The sequence below is a fragment of the Methanohalobium evestigatum Z-7303 genome (genome assembly GCF_000196655.1).
GTDB classification, from domain to species: Archaea; Halobacteriota; Methanosarcinia; order Methanosarcinales; family Methanosarcinaceae; genus Methanohalobium; species Methanohalobium evestigatum.
Genome location: NC_014253.1, coordinates 1,112,257 through 1,132,745 on the forward strand (window position 1 = coordinate 1,112,257; position 20,489 = coordinate 1,132,745).

The following is a 20,489-nucleotide window of genomic DNA, read 5'->3' on the forward strand; positions in this document are numbered from 1 at the left end:
TTTGATTTCATCAAAGGATACAATCATGAACGAATCCAACACTATAATGGTAGCATTTTCAGCAACCTCCATCCATAAAGAACCAGCAAAACGCGCACTTGATATGGCGCAGGAAAAAAATGCAAAATTGATAGTACTGAGTGTACGTGATAAAAACATAACAGAAAAAGTAGCCAAAGTTACTCAAAATCACGGATTTTTGGGTAAAGAAATAGTTAAGGATTTGATGAAGGATATTAAGAAAGATAGAGATGAATTAATATCTGAGAGACTGGGTAGAATTGGTGAAGAAGCCGAAAAGCGCGGTATCGATTATAAGACTCTGCAGTTAAAAGGGGATTTTGTTGAAAATGTGGTTGAGGTTGCCGGTAAACATGGTGTTGATACTGTTCTGGTTGAGGATATGGGCAGAAAAACTGACAGGTTAAAGACCAAATTAGAGTGTGAGGTTGTAGTTGTCTGATTTATTTGATGAGTTTTTAGGTGCCAAATGATATAGATAATATTCAATAAAATTACCAGAAAAATTTTATTAAAGATTAAATTTATTTATATATGATATTCATTCAGGTGAAAAATAATGAAAGGGCTAATACCAGCGGCAGGGAGCGGAACCCGATTGGGTCCGTTTACCCATGCGATGCCAAAAGAACTGTTACCGGTAGGAGATAAAGCAGTTATTGAGCATGCGGTTGAATCGTTTGTTAATGCGGGAATAGATGATATTACCATTGTTGTAAGCCCAAAAAAGCACGGTCTTTCAGATTATCTTGGTTCAGGAAAACGTTTCGGCGTGAATATAACCTATGTTGTCCAGGATGATAGACTGGGTCTTGCAAATGCTGTCGAGGCTGGAGAACATGTAATTAATGGCTCACCATTTGCTGTTGTACTCGGGGACAATTTCTTCTCACCGGATACCATCCTGCAGGACTTGAAACAGTTCCATGAAAATAATAAGGCTGATGCTACTGTCGGTGTTATGGAAGTGTCTGATGTCACAAGACATGGGATTATCAAAACAAACGGCAACAACATTGTAGATTTGATCGAGAAACCTGAAGCTGACAAAGCACCCAGCAAACTTGGTATAGCCGGTATGTATGTATTTGAACCGCAAATATTTGATGCTATAAGGGATACAAAACCCGGTTATAAAGATGAATACCAGCTTACCGATTCGATTAAAATTTTGGTAGAACAGGGTAAAAATGTGGTCTACAGGGAAATCGACGGCATCCATATCGATGTCGGAACTCCTGAAGACCTGATGAAGGCCAATGATTATTATCTGAAAAACAACAAATCAAAAGAATAATTCAACTTTCAATTATACTTTTTCTCTATCAATCGCCTGCCAGATATGTTTGCCTTTAAACATATACCTCAGGCTGAAAAGTAGATAAACCTGATGCCAGATAAACGATGACAGTATATTTGAACTCCACAACCCTGAAATGAGTGCACCTGCAAATCCTGCAATAATTACCAGACCAAACACGATATTAAACTGTGATAAAAATACCGACCACAAAATTACGCTGACAAAAAACATGACAGGAACTACAAAAAACATTAAAAACCTCATTGGAAGTATCAGGGTTCCAAATTTCCCGTATTTTGAGGATATAAGGTTGATGTTGTGCAGAGTCGCTTCCTGAAGTCGTGAAGACCGGCGGATTTTCTGGCGGCGCTGCTGCGTAAGGTTTTCTGTTATGTATTCATAAAATTTTGCATTTGCTTCATATATACACCTATAACCGTTGCGGATGATTTCAAGCGCCATTCCTGCATCCGATGCCCCGTGTGTTGCAGGTATTGGTGAAAATGCCTTTTTCCTGAGAGCGATCAGGGGACCATTAAAACAGTAGGTCGAATGAATATGGCTTTCCCATGTACACATTTTACCGTAGACTGAACGGTAAGCCTTCTCGGAACCTGTGGTAAATGATTTTTCTTTCACAATTGGTTCCAGCTCTCCGCATACTGCTCCAATATTATCGTCACTTAACAGTGTGCCAATCGCATAGTCAAGTGCATTGTCTTCAAATACCACATCAGCGTCCGTTGTAACCACGATATCAGTTCTTGCACTTTTAACCCCAAGGTTAACTGATTCGTTGGTACCGGTTCGGCTGTCTTTTACAATGATTTCTCCCGATACATTATATTTATCAAATGCATCTTTTGCAAGTTCTACGGTGTTGTCTGATGACCTGTCATCCACAACGATTGCATGGATTTTATCTGTCGGATAATTGATATCCCTGAGATTTTTGATACGGTGCTCTATCACTTTTTCTTCGTTGTATGTGGGTATTACTACAGTAATGTCTGGAGGGTTTTTTATCTTGTTCCCTGAGTTTTCTTTTGTAAATATTACTGCGGCTATGTAGATAAGGTAAATAGATACCGGGATTGCAGCGGTTATTATTGCGGAGTAGAGTAGAAGAGACATTTGTTTGAACACTATTAAGGCTTTGGTCGTTAATATAATTTATCAACAAGTTAAGGTATGTTAAAGTTCATGAGAAAGGGGTATAGGGGGTCAAAGGAAACCAACGACTTTAGTCGTTCTCCTTAAATCAAAGATTTAAGGATATCTTTAAACTTGGTTTAAAGAGTGAGGAATTTAGACCCCATTGCTTAAAAGAACAAAATTTTTTATTTTAGGAAAACATTATATATATAATACAATGAAAATCACCACCAAAAACTATCTACGGATGAACAAGCAGCAGTACTGGATAGTTGACACTTTGAGTAAACTATCCAAAAACCTGTATAATGTCGGGGTGTACAATGTCCGACAGTACTATTTCTACAATAACAAGTTCTTACCGTACACCAATAATTACCATTATTGCAAGGATAATGATAATTACAGCCTGTTATATAGCGATAATGCTCAACAGATTCTCAAAATCGTAGATAGGACTTTCAAGAGCTATTTCAGACTGCTTAAAGAAAGGAAAAAAGGAAACTACAACCGACCCATTAATACACCAGGTTACTTGGACAAAAATGGACGGTTTGTATTGATATATCCCGCTCAAAGAATGTCTATTAAGGGTAGATATTTCAAACTAGGCATGAGTAGGGAATTCAAAAAGCAGTACGGACTTAATGGTGATGAATTAACTTTCAAACTACCCGACCATATCAATCCTGATGAATTGAAAGAAGTCAGGATTGTTCCAAAACATGACGGTAAATTCTACCAGATGCAGTATGTATATGATAAAAAACTACAAGACATGAATCTTGATAAAAATCAATATCTATCAATCGATTTAGGTCTTGATAATTTTGCAACCTTTGTGGAAACATCCACAGGTACAGCCGAGATAATTGACGGTAAACACATCAAATCCATTAACCAGTTCTACAACAAAGAAAAGGCAAGGTTGCAGGGTGTGAAAGACAAACAGGGTATGGAACACAAGTTCACCAAAAGATTGAGTAGGCTTACTAATAAGCGAGATAACAAGGTGGACGAGTTCCTGAACAGGTCGGTTGATTACATTGTTAAAACCTGTATAGATAAAGACATCGGCAACATTGTTATCGGTGAACTGAAAGAAATCAAACAGGAACAGAATATCGGTAAAAAGAACAATCAGAATTTCCAGAGCATACCATATTTCCTGTTCAAAAGTAAACTACAGTCCAAATGTGATTTGTACGGAATCAACTACATAGAAGAGGACGAATCCTATACAAGTAAAACCGATGCACTGTCTCTGGAACCCATCAGAAAACATGAAGAATATATGGGTAGAAGAATCAAGAGAGGACTGTTCAAGTCTTCCACCGGTCAATTGCTCAATGCCGATGTTAATGGTGCATTAAATATCTTAAGAAAAGTAGTCGGTGATTCAATCCAAAGGATAACCGATAGAGGTCTCGTCAGCAGACCGGAGAGAATAAGGGTTACTTTCGAACCTGAAAAGCGACCAGCCTTCTCTCGAATTAAATTGTCAGTTTAACCTGACAAGCCAACGACTTTAGTCGTTGGTAGCTGACCTAGAGAACTGGAAAAATCAAACCAATTCAAAGACACTTTTACCGATATTATAAGACACGACCTTTTAAACCCTGTAACTGTTGTAGACGGCTACACAAAGTTGTTAATTAAGAAGGAACAAGACGATAACAAGGTTCATCTACTTAATAAGATACAATCAAGCAACAACAAGGTTATAGAATTGCTTGAAAATGCAACGGAATTTGCAAAACTGGAAAACATAGATAACGTGGAATTCGAAAATAGAGATATTATTGAGATAATCAAAAAGGTTGTTAATGATTTCCAGTACCAGTTAAATAGTAAAAATCTTAAAGTCGAGATATTAACAGATAAGAAACATTTATGCAAAATCAATTCAATGGTTGAGCAGGCATTTGCTAATTTGTTGTCAAATGCTATCAAATATAGTCCTGATAATAGTACAATTAAAGTTTATGTTGAAGATGAGGGTCATTATTGGAAAATTAATGTAGCAGATTTTGGAGCCGGTATTCCTGATGAAGACAAACCCCATCTTTTCGATAGGTTCTCAAGAAAAGATAAGAAGGGTATCAAGGGTACAGGATTTGGGCTGGCTATAGTAAAAATGATTGTGCATATTCATGGTGGAGAGGTGGGAGTTACGGATAACTCTGAGGGAAATGGTTCTGTTTTTTGGTTTACTCTTGAAAAAAGAGTATAAATATGTAATTGGCACATATCCAAAAAATTATATTATAAAAAATATTAAATAAATTGTTAATCATATTTATTTATAATGTTTCAATGAGGGAAATGAATTGGTATTTAATCTACCTAATGAATTATTGGATTTTTTTGGAAGAAAGAAAATCTTAATTTTACTTACGTTATTTCTGGGTATATTTGTTGTTTTGGTAGAAACCATCATTGAAATCTATTATTTATTCCCCTCATCATCTTTATCAGCATTTGATGTTTTTGCACATTTACTAATCTTACCTCTTTTCTTATTATTTGGTCTGGTTATTGCAAACATTATGGGCGAATACAAGAGGTTAAACAATGTAATACGCTCTATCAATAATGTTAACCAGCTTATAGTTAGGGAAAGTAACCTTAATAAGTTAATAGAAGAAACCTGTAATAACCTGACCCAGACCAATGCTTTTGATAGTGCATGGATAATTATCTTTGATGAAGATAATAATGTAAATGCATCATCAGAATCTGGTGTAGGTGCTGTATTCTACGATTTTTTAGAAAAATACGAAAGTAATGATACCATAAAATGTATTCAGGAAGTTTTTAATCAAGACGGTATACTGGTGATTGAAAATACAGAATATACATGTATGGCTTGTCCACTTAGTTCAGAAGAACCGGGTAAAAATTCTCTAGTATCGAAACTGAATTATGGAAATAAAAACTACGGTTTGATGGCTGTATCCGGTCCTAGCAATATAATTTCAGAACGTGAAAAGGATTTATTTCAGGAAGTAGCCAATGATATCTCCTATTCCCTGTATAATATTGAAATGAAAAAAGAACTGAAGAAAAGAGAGGAGGACTTAAAAGAAAGTGAAAATAAATTCCGCAGTTATGTGGATTACGCCCCTTTTTGGATATTTGTTATCGATAGACATGGAAACTACGTAGACGTAAATCCTACCGCTTCTTCTATGACAGAGTATACTATGAATGAATTACTTTCGATGAACATTGTCGATCTACATCCATCTGATGCATATGAACAGGTAAATCTGGTTTTTAATGAACTGGTAGATACAGGCAGTATTTCAACAGAACTACCTTTTATAACAAAAAACGGAGATAGAAGGATTTGGATTGTAGAGGCTGTTAAACTCAATGAAGACAGATTTCTTGGGTTTACAACAGATATAACTGAACGTAAAATAGAAGAGGATAAGGTTAAAGAAAGTGAACAAAGATTTCGAACCCTTATCGAACATGCTGCAGATGCTATCATTGTCCATGATTTTGATGGGAATATCTTATATGTAAACGAACTTGCTTGTGAAAGCCTTGGTTATATAAAGGATAAGCTATTATCAATGAATGTTACTGATTTTGACCCTTATGTAGATGTAGATGTTTTCAGGGATAAATACTGGAATAAAACATCACCTGATACCTCTTACCTTGTAGAGACATATCATAAAAGAAGTGATGGTACAATATATCCAGTTGAAGTTAGATTAACTCGTATCGATCTGGGAGGAAAACCTGCAATTCTCGGTTTCGTACGTGATATCACAATGCAAAAACAAACTGAAGATAATCTGGTTTATGCAAAAATGGAAGCTTATGCCGCTAACCAAGCAAAAAGTGATATGATTGCCAATGTAAGTCACGAATTGCGAACTCCATTAACTACTATCATAGGTTTTTCTGACGTTTTGTTAAAAGGTAAAGCAGGAGATTTAAATGATAGCCAGGAAAAATATCTGAGTAAAATCCATGATAGAGGACAGCAATTGCACAATATCATCAATGAAATGTTAGATTTATCTAAAATTGATTCTGGTGAACTTGATGTCTCGTGTGAATACATAGCAGTACATGAGCTATTTGAAAACTTAAAATCTAATGTTTACCCAATTGCCTCTAAGAAAGGGTTAACGATAGAAACAAAAATTAACCAAAGAGTAGACTATATCTATGCAGATGAACTTAAACTCAAACACATACTTTACAATCTTTTATACAATTCTGTAAAATTCACTGATGATGGATCCATCACCATTAAGCTGGATCTGGATGAGAATAATAACTACAAATTTTCAGTTGTAGATTCGGGTATTGGAATCCCTAATGAAAAGTTGAACCAGATTTTTGAGCCATTTAAACAGCTGGATACCGGTACAAGCCGCAAATATTCAGGTACAGGTCTCGGTCTTACACTCGTTAAAAGGTTGGTGGAACTACATGGTGGAAATATTTGGGTAGAAAGCGAAGTCGGTACTGGTAGCAAATTCACGTTTACGATTCCATCAGATGAAAATGATATTAAAATCAGAAAAACAAAACATTTAACCACATAAATATAATAATAAAACTATATATAACTAATACTTTGTATTAGATTAACATTATTGTACAGTGTTTTTGATGGAAAAAGACGATGAAAAAAGCAAAAATCAGTTGCTTCAGGAAATAAAAGAATTACGTAATCAAAATTCAGATTTACAAAAACGTTTGACTGAATTTCATTCCAATGATAATCAAGTTTCAACTTTGATATCAGATGACATAATTGATTTTATACCCGACATATTAGGTATTCAGGATACTAATCATAATATAATCAAATATAACAAAGCTGGTTACAGTTTTTTCAATCTAAAACCCGAAGAAGTTGCTGGTAAAAAGTGCTATGAAATAATTGGTAGAAACAAACCATGCAAAATTTGTGCCACTTCCAAAGTCTATAAATCCAAAAAACCTGAACATGTTGTAAAATATATCGAGGAAATGGATATATGGTTCGATGTCAGAGCATACCCTATTTTTGATAACAATGGAAACCTTACAAATGTAATGGAACATTTACGGGATATTACCCAAGAAAAAAAACTTGAAAATAAAATCAAAGACCAGAGAAATAATCTGGAAAAAATCGTTTATGAGCGTACAAAACAACTTGAAATTGAGAGAGATAAAGCACAAAAATATCTGGATATATCGGGTGCTATAATCATTGTTTTGGATAATAACCAAAGGATTGAACTCATAAATAACAAGGGTTGTGAAGTTCTTGGGTACGATAAAACTGAATTAATCGGGAAAAATATGTATGAAAACTTTGTACCCAGGGAATATATGGATAAGGTTAATAATATTTCTAACAATTTGATACAGGGTCATGAAGATAATAATAATTTTATTAACCCGATAATTGGGAAAAATGGTGAAGAACGAATAATATCGTGGTATAATTCGGTTCTAAAAGATGATAATGGTTCAATTATAGGAACTCTAAGTTCTGGAATAGATGTCACTGAATTAATAAACTTAAAAAATAGCCTTCAAGAAAGCAAAAATCAATATAAACAGTTGTTTGAAGAAAGTCCGGTAGGTTTACTGAAATGTAAATCCAATGGAAAAATTGTTGATGTTAATAAACGTATATTAGAGATATTAAATTCACCTTCTAAAGAGGAAACATTAAAATTTAACCTCTTAGAGTCACCTCATATTAAAAATTCAGGCTTTGATGAAGAACTTAGAAAAGCTTTTAGCAATAATAGGATTGTAAAAAATGAACGTAAATACATATCATTTTGGGGAAGAAAAAGATGGATTTATTATAAAATAGTACCATTAGGTGATGAAGAAGGAAACGTGAATGAATCTATTATAGCCCTTGATGACATCACACAGAGAAAAGAAACAGAAACACAACTCCTTAAATATTACGATGATCTACAAAAAGCAAATAGAGAATTAAAATCCTTAAGTGAGATGAAAAACAGGTTCATATCCAATGTAAGTCATGAGTTAAGAACTCCTATTACAAACATTAAGGGATACAGTAATTTATTGAATAATAAAAAATTGGGCGAACTCAATGATAAACAATCCAAAGCAGTATCTGTTATTTCTCAAAGCTGTGAAAGGTTAAGATGGCTTATTGATACACTTATACATATTAATATATTGGAATCGGACAATGGTATTCAGCATACACAGAAAATATCATTGAGTAGTCTATTAAATAATGTTGTATCTGAAAATAGCGTATATTTTTTTGATAAAGGACTTAATTTAACTACAAATATCGATTCAAACCTACCTTTGGTGGATGCAAATCCGGAATACCTTGAGCAGGTTTTTGTACATATTCTGGACAATGCTTGCAAATTCACTCCTTCTGGTGGAAAAGTAGATGTGCATGCTTTTGATGATGGTAATCTTCATATTATTGTAAGTGATAATGGAATAGGTATTGATGAAGAATCAGCAAATAATATATTCGACCTCTTTTACCAAAAGGACGATTCATCTAAAAGACGATATAGCGGAACCGGTGCAGGGATGTATTTTTGCAAGAAAATTATAGAAAAACATCATGGGAATATATGGGTTGAAAGTAAAATTAAGGAAGGTACAGATGTACATATCATATTACCAAAAATAAGTTAAACGAAACCAGTCTAAAATTGGTGATTATCAATAATTACTATAGATTACGTATATGATTTTTTTAGCTTTACCCAAAACATCGACCCTTTACCATCTGGATTATCTTCAACACCTACACTACCTTCATGGATATCCACTATCTTTTGAACAATAGCAAGTCCAATACCCTTGCCTGAAACTTTTTTACCCTCGCCCCGTTTGAACCTGTCAAAGATATATTTTTTATCTTGCTCTGATATACCAGGACCTTCGTCTTTAATTTGAACCTTCCAATAATCTATATCATCAAAGATTTCTACTTTAATTCCACTGTTTTCTGGATTATATTTTATAGAGTTGTTGATAAGGTTTGTAAAAGCCTGCTCGATTATGGGGTTTAGATTAGCATAATAGGGTCCATTGTTGACAAATTTTATATCGATGTTTTTTTCGTACATCGAAAATCGCATATTATCTATAACTTCTTCAATAATTTCACCGATGTCGAATCGATTAAATTCGATATTTTCCATGCAGTCAATTCTAGCAAGATTACCGGCGTTTTCTATTAATTCTATAGCTCTTTCATTGTTGATTATCATCTTGTCAAGGATTTTAAGTTTATTTTCATCAGTTTCTTTTTTGTATAATAGGTTAGCATATCCTTTAACAATACCTACCGGATTGAGCAAATCGTGTCTAAGTATATCTGTAAATATTTCCCTTATTTCATTTAACCTTTCGAGTTCGTTTGTATAATCCTGCAACTTATTTTCAGTTTGCTTGCGACCTGTTATATCAATAACAAACGTCACCTTCTTTGGTTCATCATCAAAATCCTGAACTTTAGTTGCAGTAGCGAGTATGGTTTTTGGGTTGCTATCTTTATCTATAACTGGCCATTCGCCTGATAATTCATCAATTCCTTTGATGAAGCGGTCATGCAGACTGCTCAATTCTTTTTTGTATTCTTCAGGAACCACCACAGTAAAATGTTTTCCGACCAGTTCATCACTATTATATCCATATATACTGCAATATGCAGGGTTGACACTATCAAAGTAACCGTTTTTATCAGTTATGCAAATACCAACAGGTATGTTTTGGATGATATCTTGTAACATATTCCTGCTTTTTTCCAATTTTTGTTCTGCATCCACCCTGTCAGAAATATCTCGAACAAATTCTACTACAGATGATATTTCACCATTATCTCCATTAATTACTGGATAACTATAAATCTCAAACCATTTAGGTTTTGAACCTGGTAAACCTGTTACTATATCCATCTGTGTTTTACCGGTTCTGAAAGCAGAATCAGTAGGGCACTTTTCACAAGGTGATTCATAATATTGGTATGCATGATAACATTTTTTACCTTCAAGAGGCACATTTTCTTCATACCATTCATTCATTTTGCTATTAACACGGACTATATTAAAATCTGAATCTATGACACTGATTCCGTCTTGGATACTTTCAAAAACATCATCCAACATTTTTTCGTTTTCTTTTAATTTATCATTTATCACTTTATTTTCAGTAATATCCAGTATAATGCCCTGATAATTTGTTACATTCCCATCATCATCTCTTAGAATATAGGTTCTGTCATCAACCCATCTTATATTCTCGTTTTTAGTTATTATTCTATATGGTTTGTGTTGGAATTTTACACAATCAGGGTCATTACTATAATAATATACTTCGGAGACAACACGACCCAAGTCATCTGGATTAATAACATCAGCATAACTCAACTTGTTTGCTGTAAAATCACCAGCAGAATAGCCAAATGTGTCTATAACGTTCTCGGAAACATATTTCACGGGCCAACCATCTTCATTTGCCCATAAAAACGCAACTGCTGGGCTGCTATTGATAATGGAATATGTATTTATTAGTTCGTTTTCAAGTTCTTTGTGTTCTGTTATGTCTCGGCTACTAAATACTACCCGTTTAACATTCCCGTAATCATCGTGTATAACGTTACCAATTGTTTCAAGCCAGATGTAATATCCATCAGAATGTAGATATCTATATTCTACTTTTTTAGGATTTAATGTTTGGAGGAACTGTTGATACTCTTCTACCATCCACTCATAGTCATCTGGGTGTACAAAATCGAGAACATTTTTCCCAGTTAAGTTTTCAGGTTTATAACCAATTACTAATTCATGTGAAGGTCCAGCGTATACAAAATATCCATATTTGTCGGTAAGGGCAACCATGTCCTGCATGTTTTCTGTTATTTCACGAAAGAGCTCTTCATTTTCTTTTAACCTTGTTTCATATTCCCTTTTTTCAGTAATGTCTTCTGCAGAACATGTTACAAATTCAACATTTCCACAAGAATCGATTATTGGAGACTTGGTGATGGATAATAACTTTTTTTCACCCTTGCCATTTTGAACCCACTCTTCTGTATAGGTATTTTCTTTAGTTTTAAAGACTTGTTTGTTACCTTTAACACATGATTCAGCTTCTTCTTTACTCAAGAAATCGTAAAGGTTTGCGTTTTCTAAATCTTTTTTATTAATACCCAGAAAATCAGCATGCGCTTTATTTGCTCCTCCATAATTATATTCATCGACAAGGTACCAGAGCTGGGTTTCGGTTTGATCCAGAAGCAAATATTGAACCTTATTATTCATACAATAACCTATAACTACATTAATTTATATTGCAAACTAACGACCAACAAAATACTATAATCCTTTGCACCAATATTTTTATTTAAATTATATATTTAAATCATATATTAATTTATTTATTTTTTCATGAAAAGAAAAAAAATAGAATCAGACATATTATAACGTTAAATTTCAATTTTTCAAGAATAACTAAAAAAGTAAAGTTATAATAACTTATCTGCAATTTCCGCAACTGCAGGTAATCTAGTCTGGTTTCCTTTATAAGCCATAAACATAAGGTAAATCCACAATATAATAGTTATAAGACCTATCAATGTGGCTATAAACGACAATATCATTGAAATAAAACTTAAGAATCCAAATGCCAAGATACCAGCAATCGCACTTATAACTATGTTTAGTATGAAAAGTGCACCAAATACTACAATTGATTGGGCTGCATGGAACCTAACGGATTCATTTTCCTTCTCTATAAATAGAAAAATAATGCCCGATATAAAGCCTAATACATAGGCCAATACACCGGCAATATTTTCACTTAAACCTGTACTAGTTTCGTTTTCACTCATCAGGAACCACCTTCTTCATTTAACCCTATGTGGATTTCAATTTTATCATCATATTTGTTAGTGGGTCCTATTTCAATTGATACAACTCTGTTTTCGTCTTCTTTAAAACCTTGTATATATCTTATTAGTTCACCACTACTATCACTTTCATCTCCGGATCTAATATTTGTCCACCCTTCAGATTCCAGCGTATCTAAGTAGAAATTCATGACATCCTCTGGACTATCATCAGTTATATATTTGATAATTTTTCCCTTTTCATCTACTGACGTGTATTCTGTTCTAACAGAATCAGGGTATCTAGGAACATCTGGTATGTCCTCACCCCCTACGTCTGTTGTAGGTGCACTTTCACCAGAATCTGTTTCATCATCTCCCCCTGTGTCTGCAGTACCGCTACCATCAGTGCCAATTACATCTATAGGACCCTGTATAACCCAGGCATCGGTTTGACCGTCAGATTCCACCGCGTTCAATGCTAAAAACTCATTATCTTTCTCAAGTACAATTCCAACGTCGTATCCAGCAATATCTCCTTCCCATTCGGCTCTTACATTCCACCCTTCGTCCTCTGCAGATTGCCTCAACTCACTTAAAACATCAGAAGAATCTTCTGTATCTACTACATATTGAGTTATGGTCACCTCTTCAACATTAAATTGGTTAGTAACCTCATAATCATTTGGATTCTCTATTCCATCAGGCTCTGATTCTCCATCTCCATTCACACATCCACTTATTGTTATTACACCAAATAATAGCAATATCATTGTCAGGTATATTTTTTTCATATCATATCCCCCATGTTGTTAAACATATTAAACTATGTAATGAAATATATTATAAAAGTATCGAAAATTAAAAGGATTTATCCATTAATTAATAAAATAAATAAATATTTCATAACTGTCAGTATCGATATTTCAAAACGCTCGTATTTATATTTATAAAAACAGTTTTTATGAAGATGGTTTAGCAGAGATATGTGAAAGTCAACAAGTTTAGAGGTTGTCCGACAATTCGATATTATCAATTATTCAAATAAATATAGATTAAATATTAATTTACTTATTAATAGTATTTATATAGTAGGAGGATGGAGGGTCTGTATATTTTTTTGAGAACCTTTGATGTTATCATCACCATAAACAAATTATATCTCATAATTATATTATAGTTTATTTTAAAAGTGTTTAAACGTACTAAATTTTATATGTAAATTAGTTCTGAAACTTTGTTTCTAAAATTAGTTATATTAATTGCTACATATTATTATATTAGATGGCTGCAAAACCCCCCCACTTCCAAACCCTAAAAATTTCCTAAAATTTTTTCCGAAGCCATCGATTTTTAGATAAGTACAAATATCCTTTTTGTTATTATGATGTTTATAAAAAGTTTGGCTTTGCACAATAAATAGGCGAATTTTACGACTTTTTGTGCAGAAAATTGAATTTTTGTGCAAGGCCACCTTGTTCGTTTCTATTATATCAAGTGGCATTATCCGTGACTGGTTTTTTAGATGAGTGGATAAATGCTATTAATAAGTAGATTAATCTTCAATCTATATTTATGTTAGTTAACAATTTTTTAAAATTTCAAAATAGCAAGAGCAGTTCCCATTACCAATGGTTTTAACTGTATTAATCGATACGTTGCTATACGCTTTTGAAGCTACATTATAGAATATTTTTTTGGTGAGGTTGCATAAAATAGGGTTCATTTTTGCTTGAGAAGCACCCCATGGACAGATGGTATTTTCCAGTGCAAAAAGAACATTATCTTTACTATCAGGTTCTTTTGCAATAAAATCGGCTCCAAGATAATTCATGACTTCGGTGCAGGTTTTTTTAACATTGTCTGGATTTATATTTTCACTGTCCAGTTCAAGGGTATCCTTGTATTTATTATTTGATACGTAAATCTCATTAAATAGTGATTCTATTTCTTTAACCATTTGATGGATTAAGATTTTCTTTTTTTCTTTGGGGAGCTGTTGTAGTAAGGTCGGTATAATACCTGTCAATATATTCCTTATTTGGTGTTGTGTATACAATTCGTTAAGGTTTTTCATTAATTCATCATGTAATTTTTTAATTCTGAGTGCAGACCTAACCCTTGCATTCAGTTCTTCACCATCAACAGGTTTTGTAAGAAAATCATCTGCACCAGAATCGAGGCCATGGATTTTATTATCATGGTCTGATAAGGCAGTTATCATTAAAACAGGTATGTAATTCAGGGAATCATCATTTTTTATGTGTGTACAAACCTCAAATCCGTTAATATCGGGCATCATAACATCAAGAAGGATAACATCTATATTATCAGATTCAATTATATTAATCGCTTCTTGCCCATTGTAAGCAGCTATGGTGTTATATCCATCCAAATAATCTGCCAATAATTCTACAAGTTCAGGTTCATCGTCTACTATTAGTATTTTAGATTCTGAATTATCCCTCTCCATCCTTTATTTACTATTATAGGCTACCTTTATATATAATTAGTCATTATACTAAAATTTTTAAATTTTTGGTTATTTTTTCAGTATTTTATAAATTAATTATTGTATTCCTATAATCAATAAGTTGGGAATATTTTATCTTGGCTTGAATATTTTAATTAGCTCTATAACATTATTACTTGGTCTACTTGTACTACTTATTGAAGGTATTATCGAGTACAATGATAGGGCAGCAGGGATACGTGAAAAACCAACGACTGAATTTGTCAATTTTCTTTGACTCCTGCACCCATTTCTGATAAATTTCTGATAATTATGTACACTAAAGGGAATCTGTTTACAAAATTAGTATAAAATAATTAGTATAAAAACTTTGAGAATAATGTTACTTAATATCACGGAATCTTTATATGGTTTAGTGTATATACATAATAATTGAGAGGTGTAGTAAAATTGAACCCCCACGAACAAACCTCCGCTACACTTGACGATATGTTAAAGGAAGCAATCACCTGTCCTCTATGTAATACTGATGGAAAAATCCATATCAGTAACATAGAAACTGGAGAAAGTACCGATATTTGTATGTTTTGTGGATACAACACCCACAATGAAATAGCGGTTGATAAAGAAAAGGATTACTTGGTTAAGTATGCAGAATATCTTTTGTGGAACAAAGGACTAGATGATTCATTAAAAATACTTCAGAATCTTGATGTATACAATTCAGAAATGCTGGATGATATATGGACTGACCCAGATGAAGATAAAGTTATAAATTTTATAGATAAAATACAGACTAACAAGAAATCTATCATACCCCAAATAGAAGATAGAAACAATTTCAAATATGAAACAAAATCTTATGGAGGGTATGGTATTATACATTTGACTAATGATTCTGATAATTCTATAGATCCAACAGATTCAGATAACACCTGTCTTGATGGTAAAATCTGTATCAGGGATAACGACAAAAGTAATATGATGACAAATGATGAGTATGTAACAACGTACCATTTGTTTGGGAACCCATCTACAGGGGTTACCAGTCTTGTGCAATTAGTTAACAATACAATCGTATATAGTATGCCATTATCAGCGGACAAATATCACAATGAAATGATGGAAAAAGAAATGGAAAAGATGCAAGAAAGAGGTACAAGAGCAACTTTATTTTTGAAATTACAAAATGATATTATTGAAGTTTAATATCGTATTTTTATTTTTTTGATTCTCAATTTGAGATAGGATATCTTTTTCTTGGATTAACTTTAGAGGATTTCGAAAAACCTCTTGATTTTGGTGTTTATTTATAAACCCTTTATAGTAGTTAAATCCATAAAATTTGTTATTTATAAATGATGAAATAACAGCATTTATCTCCATTACCCATTGTTTTTAATGTTTCTACCTTTGCATCATTATAAACTTTTGTAATAACTCTGGATATGATTCCTTTTGTTAGATTGCAAAGTATTGGATTTGATTTAGCTTGTTCTGCACCCCATGGACATCCAGTACCTTTTACAGCAAACCGAAGCCCTTCTTTATCAAACGATTCTAATGAAAAATCTCCACCAAGCTGGTTCATTACTTCACAACTCATATATCCAACATTATTGCTGTTTACATCCTCGTATTTGAATTTAGAACTCTTGCAATCTATCTGTTGAGATTTAAGGGTACTGGTGTTTTGATGGAACATACAGTTTTCAACCATGTCAAGCATTTGTTTAACCACAATTTTTCGCCTATCTTTAGGGCTTTCTTTTAAAAGAGTGGGAATTGTGCCTGTTAATATTTTTCGAATCTGGTTCTGTTTGTATATATGTTCATGTTTTTTTTGTAGTTCTATTTCCGATAATTTTCTCTCAGTAATGTTTAAGTGGTAGATTAGTACTGGTGTAGGGTATCGTTTATTTAGTGGTATCACTTTCATCAAATACCATCGGTTTTTATCTGGTGCATGACAAGGATATTCCAGTTCAAAGATATCTTTTTTACCTGTTATAACATCTCTTATGCCATTTGCTGCAACATAAGCTTCTTCAGAATTTTTACCATATGCATGATCACACACATCCAGATAATTCGTTCCTTCACTACACATATCAGGGTCAAGCCCGTTATTAGATGCAAAAATTCTCCAGAGGTCATTTACATAAAGAATTGTTCCATCTGTATCTAGGACTGTGAGATTATCGGGCAAGGATTTAATTATATAATCTTTTAATTCGTTGTTATCATGTTGTATCTGGTTGTTTTGCATAATTTACACAATCCTATAAATACTTTAAAGATGTTGAGGTGTTAAAATTTTCGTTTAACATAGATTTTTATAAAAATTTAACATATTTATTAATGATTTATATTTATTTATCTAATAGATAAAATGAGTTAATATATAATATTCAGGAATTGTTGGACAGCTTGTGAAGTTGTTGGCTTCACGTAACCCTGTTTCTCCATCATGGTAATTCTGTTTTAAAATTAAAATCTGTATAATAAAAAAGTTTTTGAGTGATGGTTGTGGACAAATATCACTGACTGCTCTCCCACGACTAAATCGTGGAGTTCTCTTGAACCACGAGAGCCTCAACCTCTTACCAAGTTGAGCATTTGCTGATTCATGGACGGTACTTGCGAACCGAGACCGAGCGTAGATTTAATATTATTATACATACATAAAAATTGCGATAACTTTATATAAAATGACTTTACTTTAATAACACGTAAGAACAAATAAAAAAACTAAGATATAATAATTTATCATAGATTTAAAGATTTAATTCTTCCGGGGGACTTGGGACTGTAGTTTTTAGTTCAGTTCAATGATTGAATCAGTTCGATATGTGTGGGGGATATTTAATGGTTGAAGTTGAAAGAGAGAGGTATTCTGATACCTCCGAACGTGAAAAAATACGTGAAATGATAAAAGCACGTAAGGAAAAAGAAAAGGAAAAGGAAAAATCCTCTGAAATAGAGTCACCTGTTAATAAATGCCCTGAGTGCGGAAGCATTAACCTTGAACAGGATTATGAGCGTGCAGAACTTGTTTGTTCGGATTGTGGACTTGTGGTGGATGCAGAATTAGTTGATGAAGGTCCAGAATGGCGGGCATTTGACTCTGACCAGCAGATGAAACGTTCCAGAGTAGGAGCTCCAATGACTTATGCAATTCATGATAAGGGTCTCTCCACAATGATTGACTGGAGAAACCGTGATTCTTATGGTCAGTCAATTTCATCTAAAAACCGGGCACAATTATACCGGTTAAGAAAGTGGCAGCGTAGAATTCGTATATATAATGCTGCTGAAAGGAATCTGGCTTTTGCATTATCAGAACTGGACCGTATGGCATCTGCACTTGGTTTACCAAGAACTGTACGTGAGACAGCAGCAGTAGTCTACCGGAAAGCAGTGGATAAGAATTTGATACGTGGAAGAAGTATCGAAGGAGTTGCTGCAGCAGCGCTTTATGCTGCATGCCGTCAGTGCAGTGTACCAAGAACACTTGATGAAATCGGTGAAGTGTCAAGAGTTAGCAGGATAGAAATCGGAAGAACCTATCGTTTCATCTCAAGAGAACTTTCGTTAAAACTCATGCCTACCTCACCTATCGATTATGTGCCAAGATTTTGTTCAGGTCTCAAATTGAAGAGCGAAGTCCAGTCTAAAGGTGTTGAAATCCTGAGACAGGCATCAGAAAAGGAAATTACAAGTGGACGCGGTCCAACAGGTGTTGCAGCTGCTGCAATCTATATTGCGTCTATGTTGTGTGGGGAAAGAAGAACCCAGCGAGAAGTTGCGGATGTGGCAGGTGTAACAGAAGTAACTATACGTAACAGGTATAAAGAACTGTCCGAAGAACTGGATATTGAAATAATCCAGTAAATTAACTATAGATTTTGAAATAGTTAGCCGGGTTCAAATATAATAATAGTCAATTATGTCACTATTCAATTTCAATATCGATTTACTGTGTTACGTCAACTACCCCTCCCTAACTGAAGTAAATGCTTCAGTTGAGGAAGGAGCTTGTATCTATAAGACAGGTTTTTGGTTGACCAGACCACTGGATACGGGTTATATATGTCAAAAAGAAATCCAGTAAACGATACCGGAGAATACACCAGTAGTCACCCTGGGATGCCGCCTCAGTCCCTTGCTCTGAGAATGCAGTCTAAACAGTTCTGGAAGGGTAGGAACAGTGACTGTACTTTTAAACCTCCGGTACTCCGGTCGAGAGGAAGTCGGAAATCAGGACTGAACCGACAGTCCTGACCTACGCACAACTCCTTTAAGGAGGAATTACAAATGCGTGTATTTGTTATAAGCAAAAACAAGAAACCTCTAATGCCTACGAGACCTGCTAAAGCCAGAAGATTATTGAAATCTGGCAAAGCTAAAGTGGTCAGAAGAACTCCATTCACTATCAAGTTGTTATACGAAACAACTGAGTACACCCAACCTGTGGTTGCCGGTATGGATTCCGGCTCAAAACACATCGGGTGTGCTGCTGTTGTTAACGACGAAGTCTTGTACCAGTCTGAAGTTGAATTGAGAGATGATGTATCCAGAAAGATGAAAGATAGAGCTGATTACAGGAGAAACAGGAGATCAAGAAAGACAAGGTACAGAAAACCGAGATTCGACAACAGAGGCAACTCCAAGAAAGAAAACAGGATTGCACCATCTATCAAGAACAAAGTTCAGTCCCATGATAGAGAGAGAAGATTCGTGGAATCCATTCTACCTGTCAAGAAATGGATTGTTGAAACTGCTTCGTTCGATATACACAAAATCACAAATCCAAATGTTTCAGGTACAGGTTACCAGAACGGTGATTTGAAAGGATACTACAACATTAGGACATACGTTCTGCATAGAGACAACTACACCTGTCAAAAATGTAAGAACAGGTCGAAAGACCCGAAATTAGAATGCCACCACATAGTTTTCAGAAGCAACGGTGGAACTGACAGACCTGACAATCTGATTACTCTCTGCGAAACCTGTCATGGCAAGCTGCATGATGGCGAATTCACGATAAACAAAAAACCGTCTAACACAAAACATCCAACTGAAATGGGTATTGTCAGGTCGCAGATAAGAAAACTAAACTGGAAGTTTCAGGAAACATTCGGGTACATAACCAAATACAAGAGAGAACAGAAACTAAATCTGGAAAAGACTCATTACAACGATGCTGTAGCGATTTGCTGTGATGAGAATAACCCGAATATACAGCTATCAGATGTAGTATATTATAAAAAACATGTCAGTAAAGGTGACTACCAGCAAACCAAAGGAGTCAGATCCGAGAAGAAAATCCCAACAGGAAAACTTCATGGATTGAGAAAATTTGACTTTATACAAACTCCAGATATATCCGGATTCGTCAAAGGCAAAAGAACATCAGGTAACTTCAGCATCATGGATATATTCGGAAATACATTCAAGAAAAACTGCAGGAGAATATCAGCAAGATGTACAACTCTAACTCAACAGATACAAATCTAAAAGACAGGTCGCATTCCTCTCCCAGCTCGCGCAGGGAGTCTCCTGCGACCAATTGATGAAACATTGAAATTTAAAATTATCATGAAATCAAAAAGATAAGGATGATTTTTCAAGCCTCATTTTGGTCTAAAACCACTAAA

Annotated in this window: 16 protein-coding genes; 10 read left to right on the forward strand and 6 right to left on the reverse strand. The window is 34.2% G+C overall.

All coding sequences use genetic code 11. The annotated features are described in order from the left end of the window. Nucleotides 1-25: 25 nt before the first annotated feature. Both METEV_RS05705 and METEV_RS05710 read left to right on the forward strand, forming a co-directional pair. Nucleotides 26-463, forward strand: a complete 438-nt coding sequence (locus tag METEV_RS05705) for a universal stress protein (protein WP_013194598.1) — start codon at nucleotides 26-28, stop codon at nucleotides 461-463. 117 nt (nucleotides 464-580) lie between these two features. Then, on the forward strand, nucleotides 581-1,318 hold the full coding sequence (locus METEV_RS05710) for a sugar phosphate nucleotidyltransferase (RefSeq protein ID WP_013194599.1): 738 nt from the start codon (nucleotides 581-583) through the stop codon (nucleotides 1,316-1,318). 12 nt (nucleotides 1,319-1,330) lie between these two features. Here METEV_RS05710 and METEV_RS05715 read toward each other — a convergent pair whose 3' ends face one another. Further along, complete coding sequence (locus tag METEV_RS05715; protein WP_013194600.1) at nucleotides 1,331-2,458, reverse strand: glycosyltransferase; 1,128 nt, start codon at nucleotides 2,456-2,458, stop codon at nucleotides 1,331-1,333. Nucleotides 2,459-2,696: 238 nt separating this feature from the next. On the opposite strand from METEV_RS05715, the gene METEV_RS05720 reads away from it, so the two are divergent. The 4 genes from METEV_RS05720 to METEV_RS05735 all read left to right on the forward strand — a co-directional run bounded on the left by METEV_RS05720 (nucleotide 2,697) and on the right by METEV_RS05735 (nucleotide 9,154). Further along, entirely contained in the window at nucleotides 2,697-3,989 is a 1,293-nt protein-coding gene (locus tag METEV_RS05720; RefSeq protein WP_013194601.1) for an RNA-guided endonuclease InsQ/TnpB family protein, read from the forward strand. A 45-nt stretch (nucleotides 3,990-4,034) separates the two neighbouring features. Further along, the gene (locus METEV_RS05725) at nucleotides 4,035-4,712 is read left to right on the forward strand and encodes a sensor histidine kinase (RefSeq protein WP_269634956.1); all 678 of its coding nucleotides are present in this window, start codon (nucleotides 4,035-4,037) and stop codon (nucleotides 4,710-4,712) included. Nucleotides 4,713-4,902: 190 nt separating this feature from the next. After that, nucleotides 4,903-7,053, forward strand: coding sequence for a PAS domain S-box protein (locus tag METEV_RS05730; RefSeq protein WP_232216889.1), 2,151 nt, complete (start codon nucleotides 4,903-4,905; stop codon nucleotides 7,051-7,053). Nucleotides 7,054-7,120: 67 nt separating this feature from the next. Further along, nucleotides 7,121-9,154, forward strand: a complete 2,034-nt coding sequence (locus METEV_RS05735) for a PAS domain-containing sensor histidine kinase (RefSeq protein ID WP_013194603.1) — start codon at nucleotides 7,121-7,123, stop codon at nucleotides 9,152-9,154. Nucleotides 9,155-9,198: 44 nt separating this feature from the next. Here the strand turns inward: METEV_RS05735 and METEV_RS05740 are convergent, their stop codons facing one another. From METEV_RS05740 to METEV_RS05755, 4 genes are all read right to left on the reverse strand, one after another. Beyond that, entirely contained in the window at nucleotides 9,199-11,787 is a 2,589-nt protein-coding gene (locus METEV_RS05740; RefSeq protein WP_013194604.1) for a PAS domain S-box protein, read from the reverse strand. A gap of 203 nt (nucleotides 11,788-11,990) precedes the next feature. Beyond that, on the reverse strand, nucleotides 11,991-12,356 hold the full coding sequence (locus METEV_RS05745; protein WP_013194605.1) for a DUF4870 domain-containing protein: 366 nt from the start codon (nucleotides 12,354-12,356) through the stop codon (nucleotides 11,991-11,993). Next, nucleotides 12,356-13,147 (reverse strand): hypothetical protein, encoded by a 792-nt coding sequence (locus METEV_RS05750; protein WP_013194606.1) that lies wholly within the window; start codon nucleotides 13,145-13,147, stop codon nucleotides 12,356-12,358. Before METEV_RS05750 ends, METEV_RS05745 begins: the two co-directional genes overlap by 1 nt. Nucleotides 13,148-13,935: 788 nt before the next feature. After that, the gene (locus METEV_RS05755; RefSeq protein WP_013194607.1) at nucleotides 13,936-14,826 is read right to left on the reverse strand and encodes a methanogen output domain 1-containing protein; all 891 of its coding nucleotides are present in this window, start codon (nucleotides 14,824-14,826) and stop codon (nucleotides 13,936-13,938) included. Between the two features lie 432 nt (nucleotides 14,827-15,258). On the opposite strand from METEV_RS05755, the gene METEV_RS05760 reads away from it, so the two are divergent. Beyond that, nucleotides 15,259-16,035, forward strand: coding sequence for a hypothetical protein (locus tag METEV_RS05760; protein ID WP_157197296.1), 777 nt, complete (start codon nucleotides 15,259-15,261; stop codon nucleotides 16,033-16,035). A gap of 139 nt (nucleotides 16,036-16,174) precedes the next feature. Here the strand turns inward: METEV_RS05760 and METEV_RS12675 are convergent, their stop codons facing one another. Continuing rightward, on the reverse strand, nucleotides 16,175-17,095 hold the full coding sequence (locus METEV_RS12675) for a methanogen output domain 1-containing protein (RefSeq protein ID WP_013194609.1): 921 nt from the start codon (nucleotides 17,093-17,095) through the stop codon (nucleotides 16,175-16,177). A gap of 599 nt (nucleotides 17,096-17,694) precedes the next feature. Here METEV_RS12675 and METEV_RS05775 point away from each other — a divergent pair. The 3 genes from METEV_RS05775 (at nucleotide 17,695) to iscB (ending at nucleotide 20,349) form a co-directional block, all read left to right on the forward strand. Then, complete coding sequence (locus METEV_RS05775) at nucleotides 17,695-18,720, forward strand: transcription initiation factor IIB (RefSeq protein ID WP_013194610.1); 1,026 nt, start codon at nucleotides 17,695-17,697, stop codon at nucleotides 18,718-18,720. Nucleotides 18,721-18,918: 198 nt separating this feature from the next. Continuing rightward, the gene (locus tag METEV_RS05780) at nucleotides 18,919-19,110 is read left to right on the forward strand and encodes a hypothetical protein (RefSeq protein ID WP_157197297.1); all 192 of its coding nucleotides are present in this window, start codon (nucleotides 18,919-18,921) and stop codon (nucleotides 19,108-19,110) included. 33 nt (nucleotides 19,111-19,143) lie between these two features. After that, nucleotides 19,144-20,349, forward strand: a complete 1,206-nt coding sequence (iscB, locus tag METEV_RS05785) for an RNA-guided endonuclease IscB (protein WP_013194611.1) — start codon at nucleotides 19,144-19,146, stop codon at nucleotides 20,347-20,349. Nucleotides 20,350-20,489 lie beyond the last annotated feature (140 nt).

What these genes read in the sequence shown, in the direction of transcription:
- METEV_RS05735 (WP_013194603.1), top strand. Translation starts at nt 7,121, where the DNA reads ATGGAAAAAGACGATGAAAAAAGCAAAAATCAGTTGCTTCAGGAAATA.
- METEV_RS12675 (WP_013194609.1), bottom strand. Translation starts at nt 17,095, where the DNA reads ATGCAAAACAACCAGATACAACATGATAACAACGAATTAAAAGATTAT.
- METEV_RS05780 (WP_157197297.1), top strand. Translation starts at nt 18,919, where the DNA reads ATGTCAAAAAGAAATCCAGTAAACGATACCGGAGAATACACCAGTAGT.
- iscB (WP_013194611.1), top strand. Translation starts at nt 19,144, where the DNA reads ATGCGTGTATTTGTTATAAGCAAAAACAAGAAACCTCTAATGCCTACG.
- METEV_RS05720 (WP_013194601.1), top strand. Translation starts at nt 2,697, where the DNA reads ATGAAAATCACCACCAAAAACTATCTACGGATGAACAAGCAGCAGTAC.
- METEV_RS05715 (WP_013194600.1), bottom strand. Translation starts at nt 2,458, where the DNA reads ATGTCTCTTCTACTCTACTCCGCAATAATAACCGCTGCAATCCCGGTA.
- METEV_RS05775 (WP_013194610.1), top strand. Translation starts at nt 17,695, where the DNA reads ATGGTTGAAGTTGAAAGAGAGAGGTATTCTGATACCTCCGAACGTGAA.
- METEV_RS05705 (WP_013194598.1), top strand. Translation starts at nt 26, where the DNA reads ATGAACGAATCCAACACTATAATGGTAGCATTTTCAGCAACCTCCATC.
- METEV_RS05745 (WP_013194605.1), bottom strand. Translation starts at nt 12,356, where the DNA reads ATGAGTGAAAACGAAACTAGTACAGGTTTAAGTGAAAATATTGCCGGT.
- METEV_RS05750 (WP_013194606.1), bottom strand. Translation starts at nt 13,147, where the DNA reads ATGAAAAAAATATACCTGACAATGATATTGCTATTATTTGGTGTAATA.
- METEV_RS05755 (WP_013194607.1), bottom strand. Translation starts at nt 14,826, where the DNA reads ATGGAGAGGGATAATTCAGAATCTAAAATACTAATAGTAGACGATGAA.
- METEV_RS05710 (WP_013194599.1), top strand. Translation starts at nt 581, where the DNA reads ATGAAAGGGCTAATACCAGCGGCAGGGAGCGGAACCCGATTGGGTCCG.
- METEV_RS05740 (WP_013194604.1), bottom strand. Translation starts at nt 11,787, where the DNA reads ATGAATAATAAGGTTCAATATTTGCTTCTGGATCAAACCGAAACCCAG.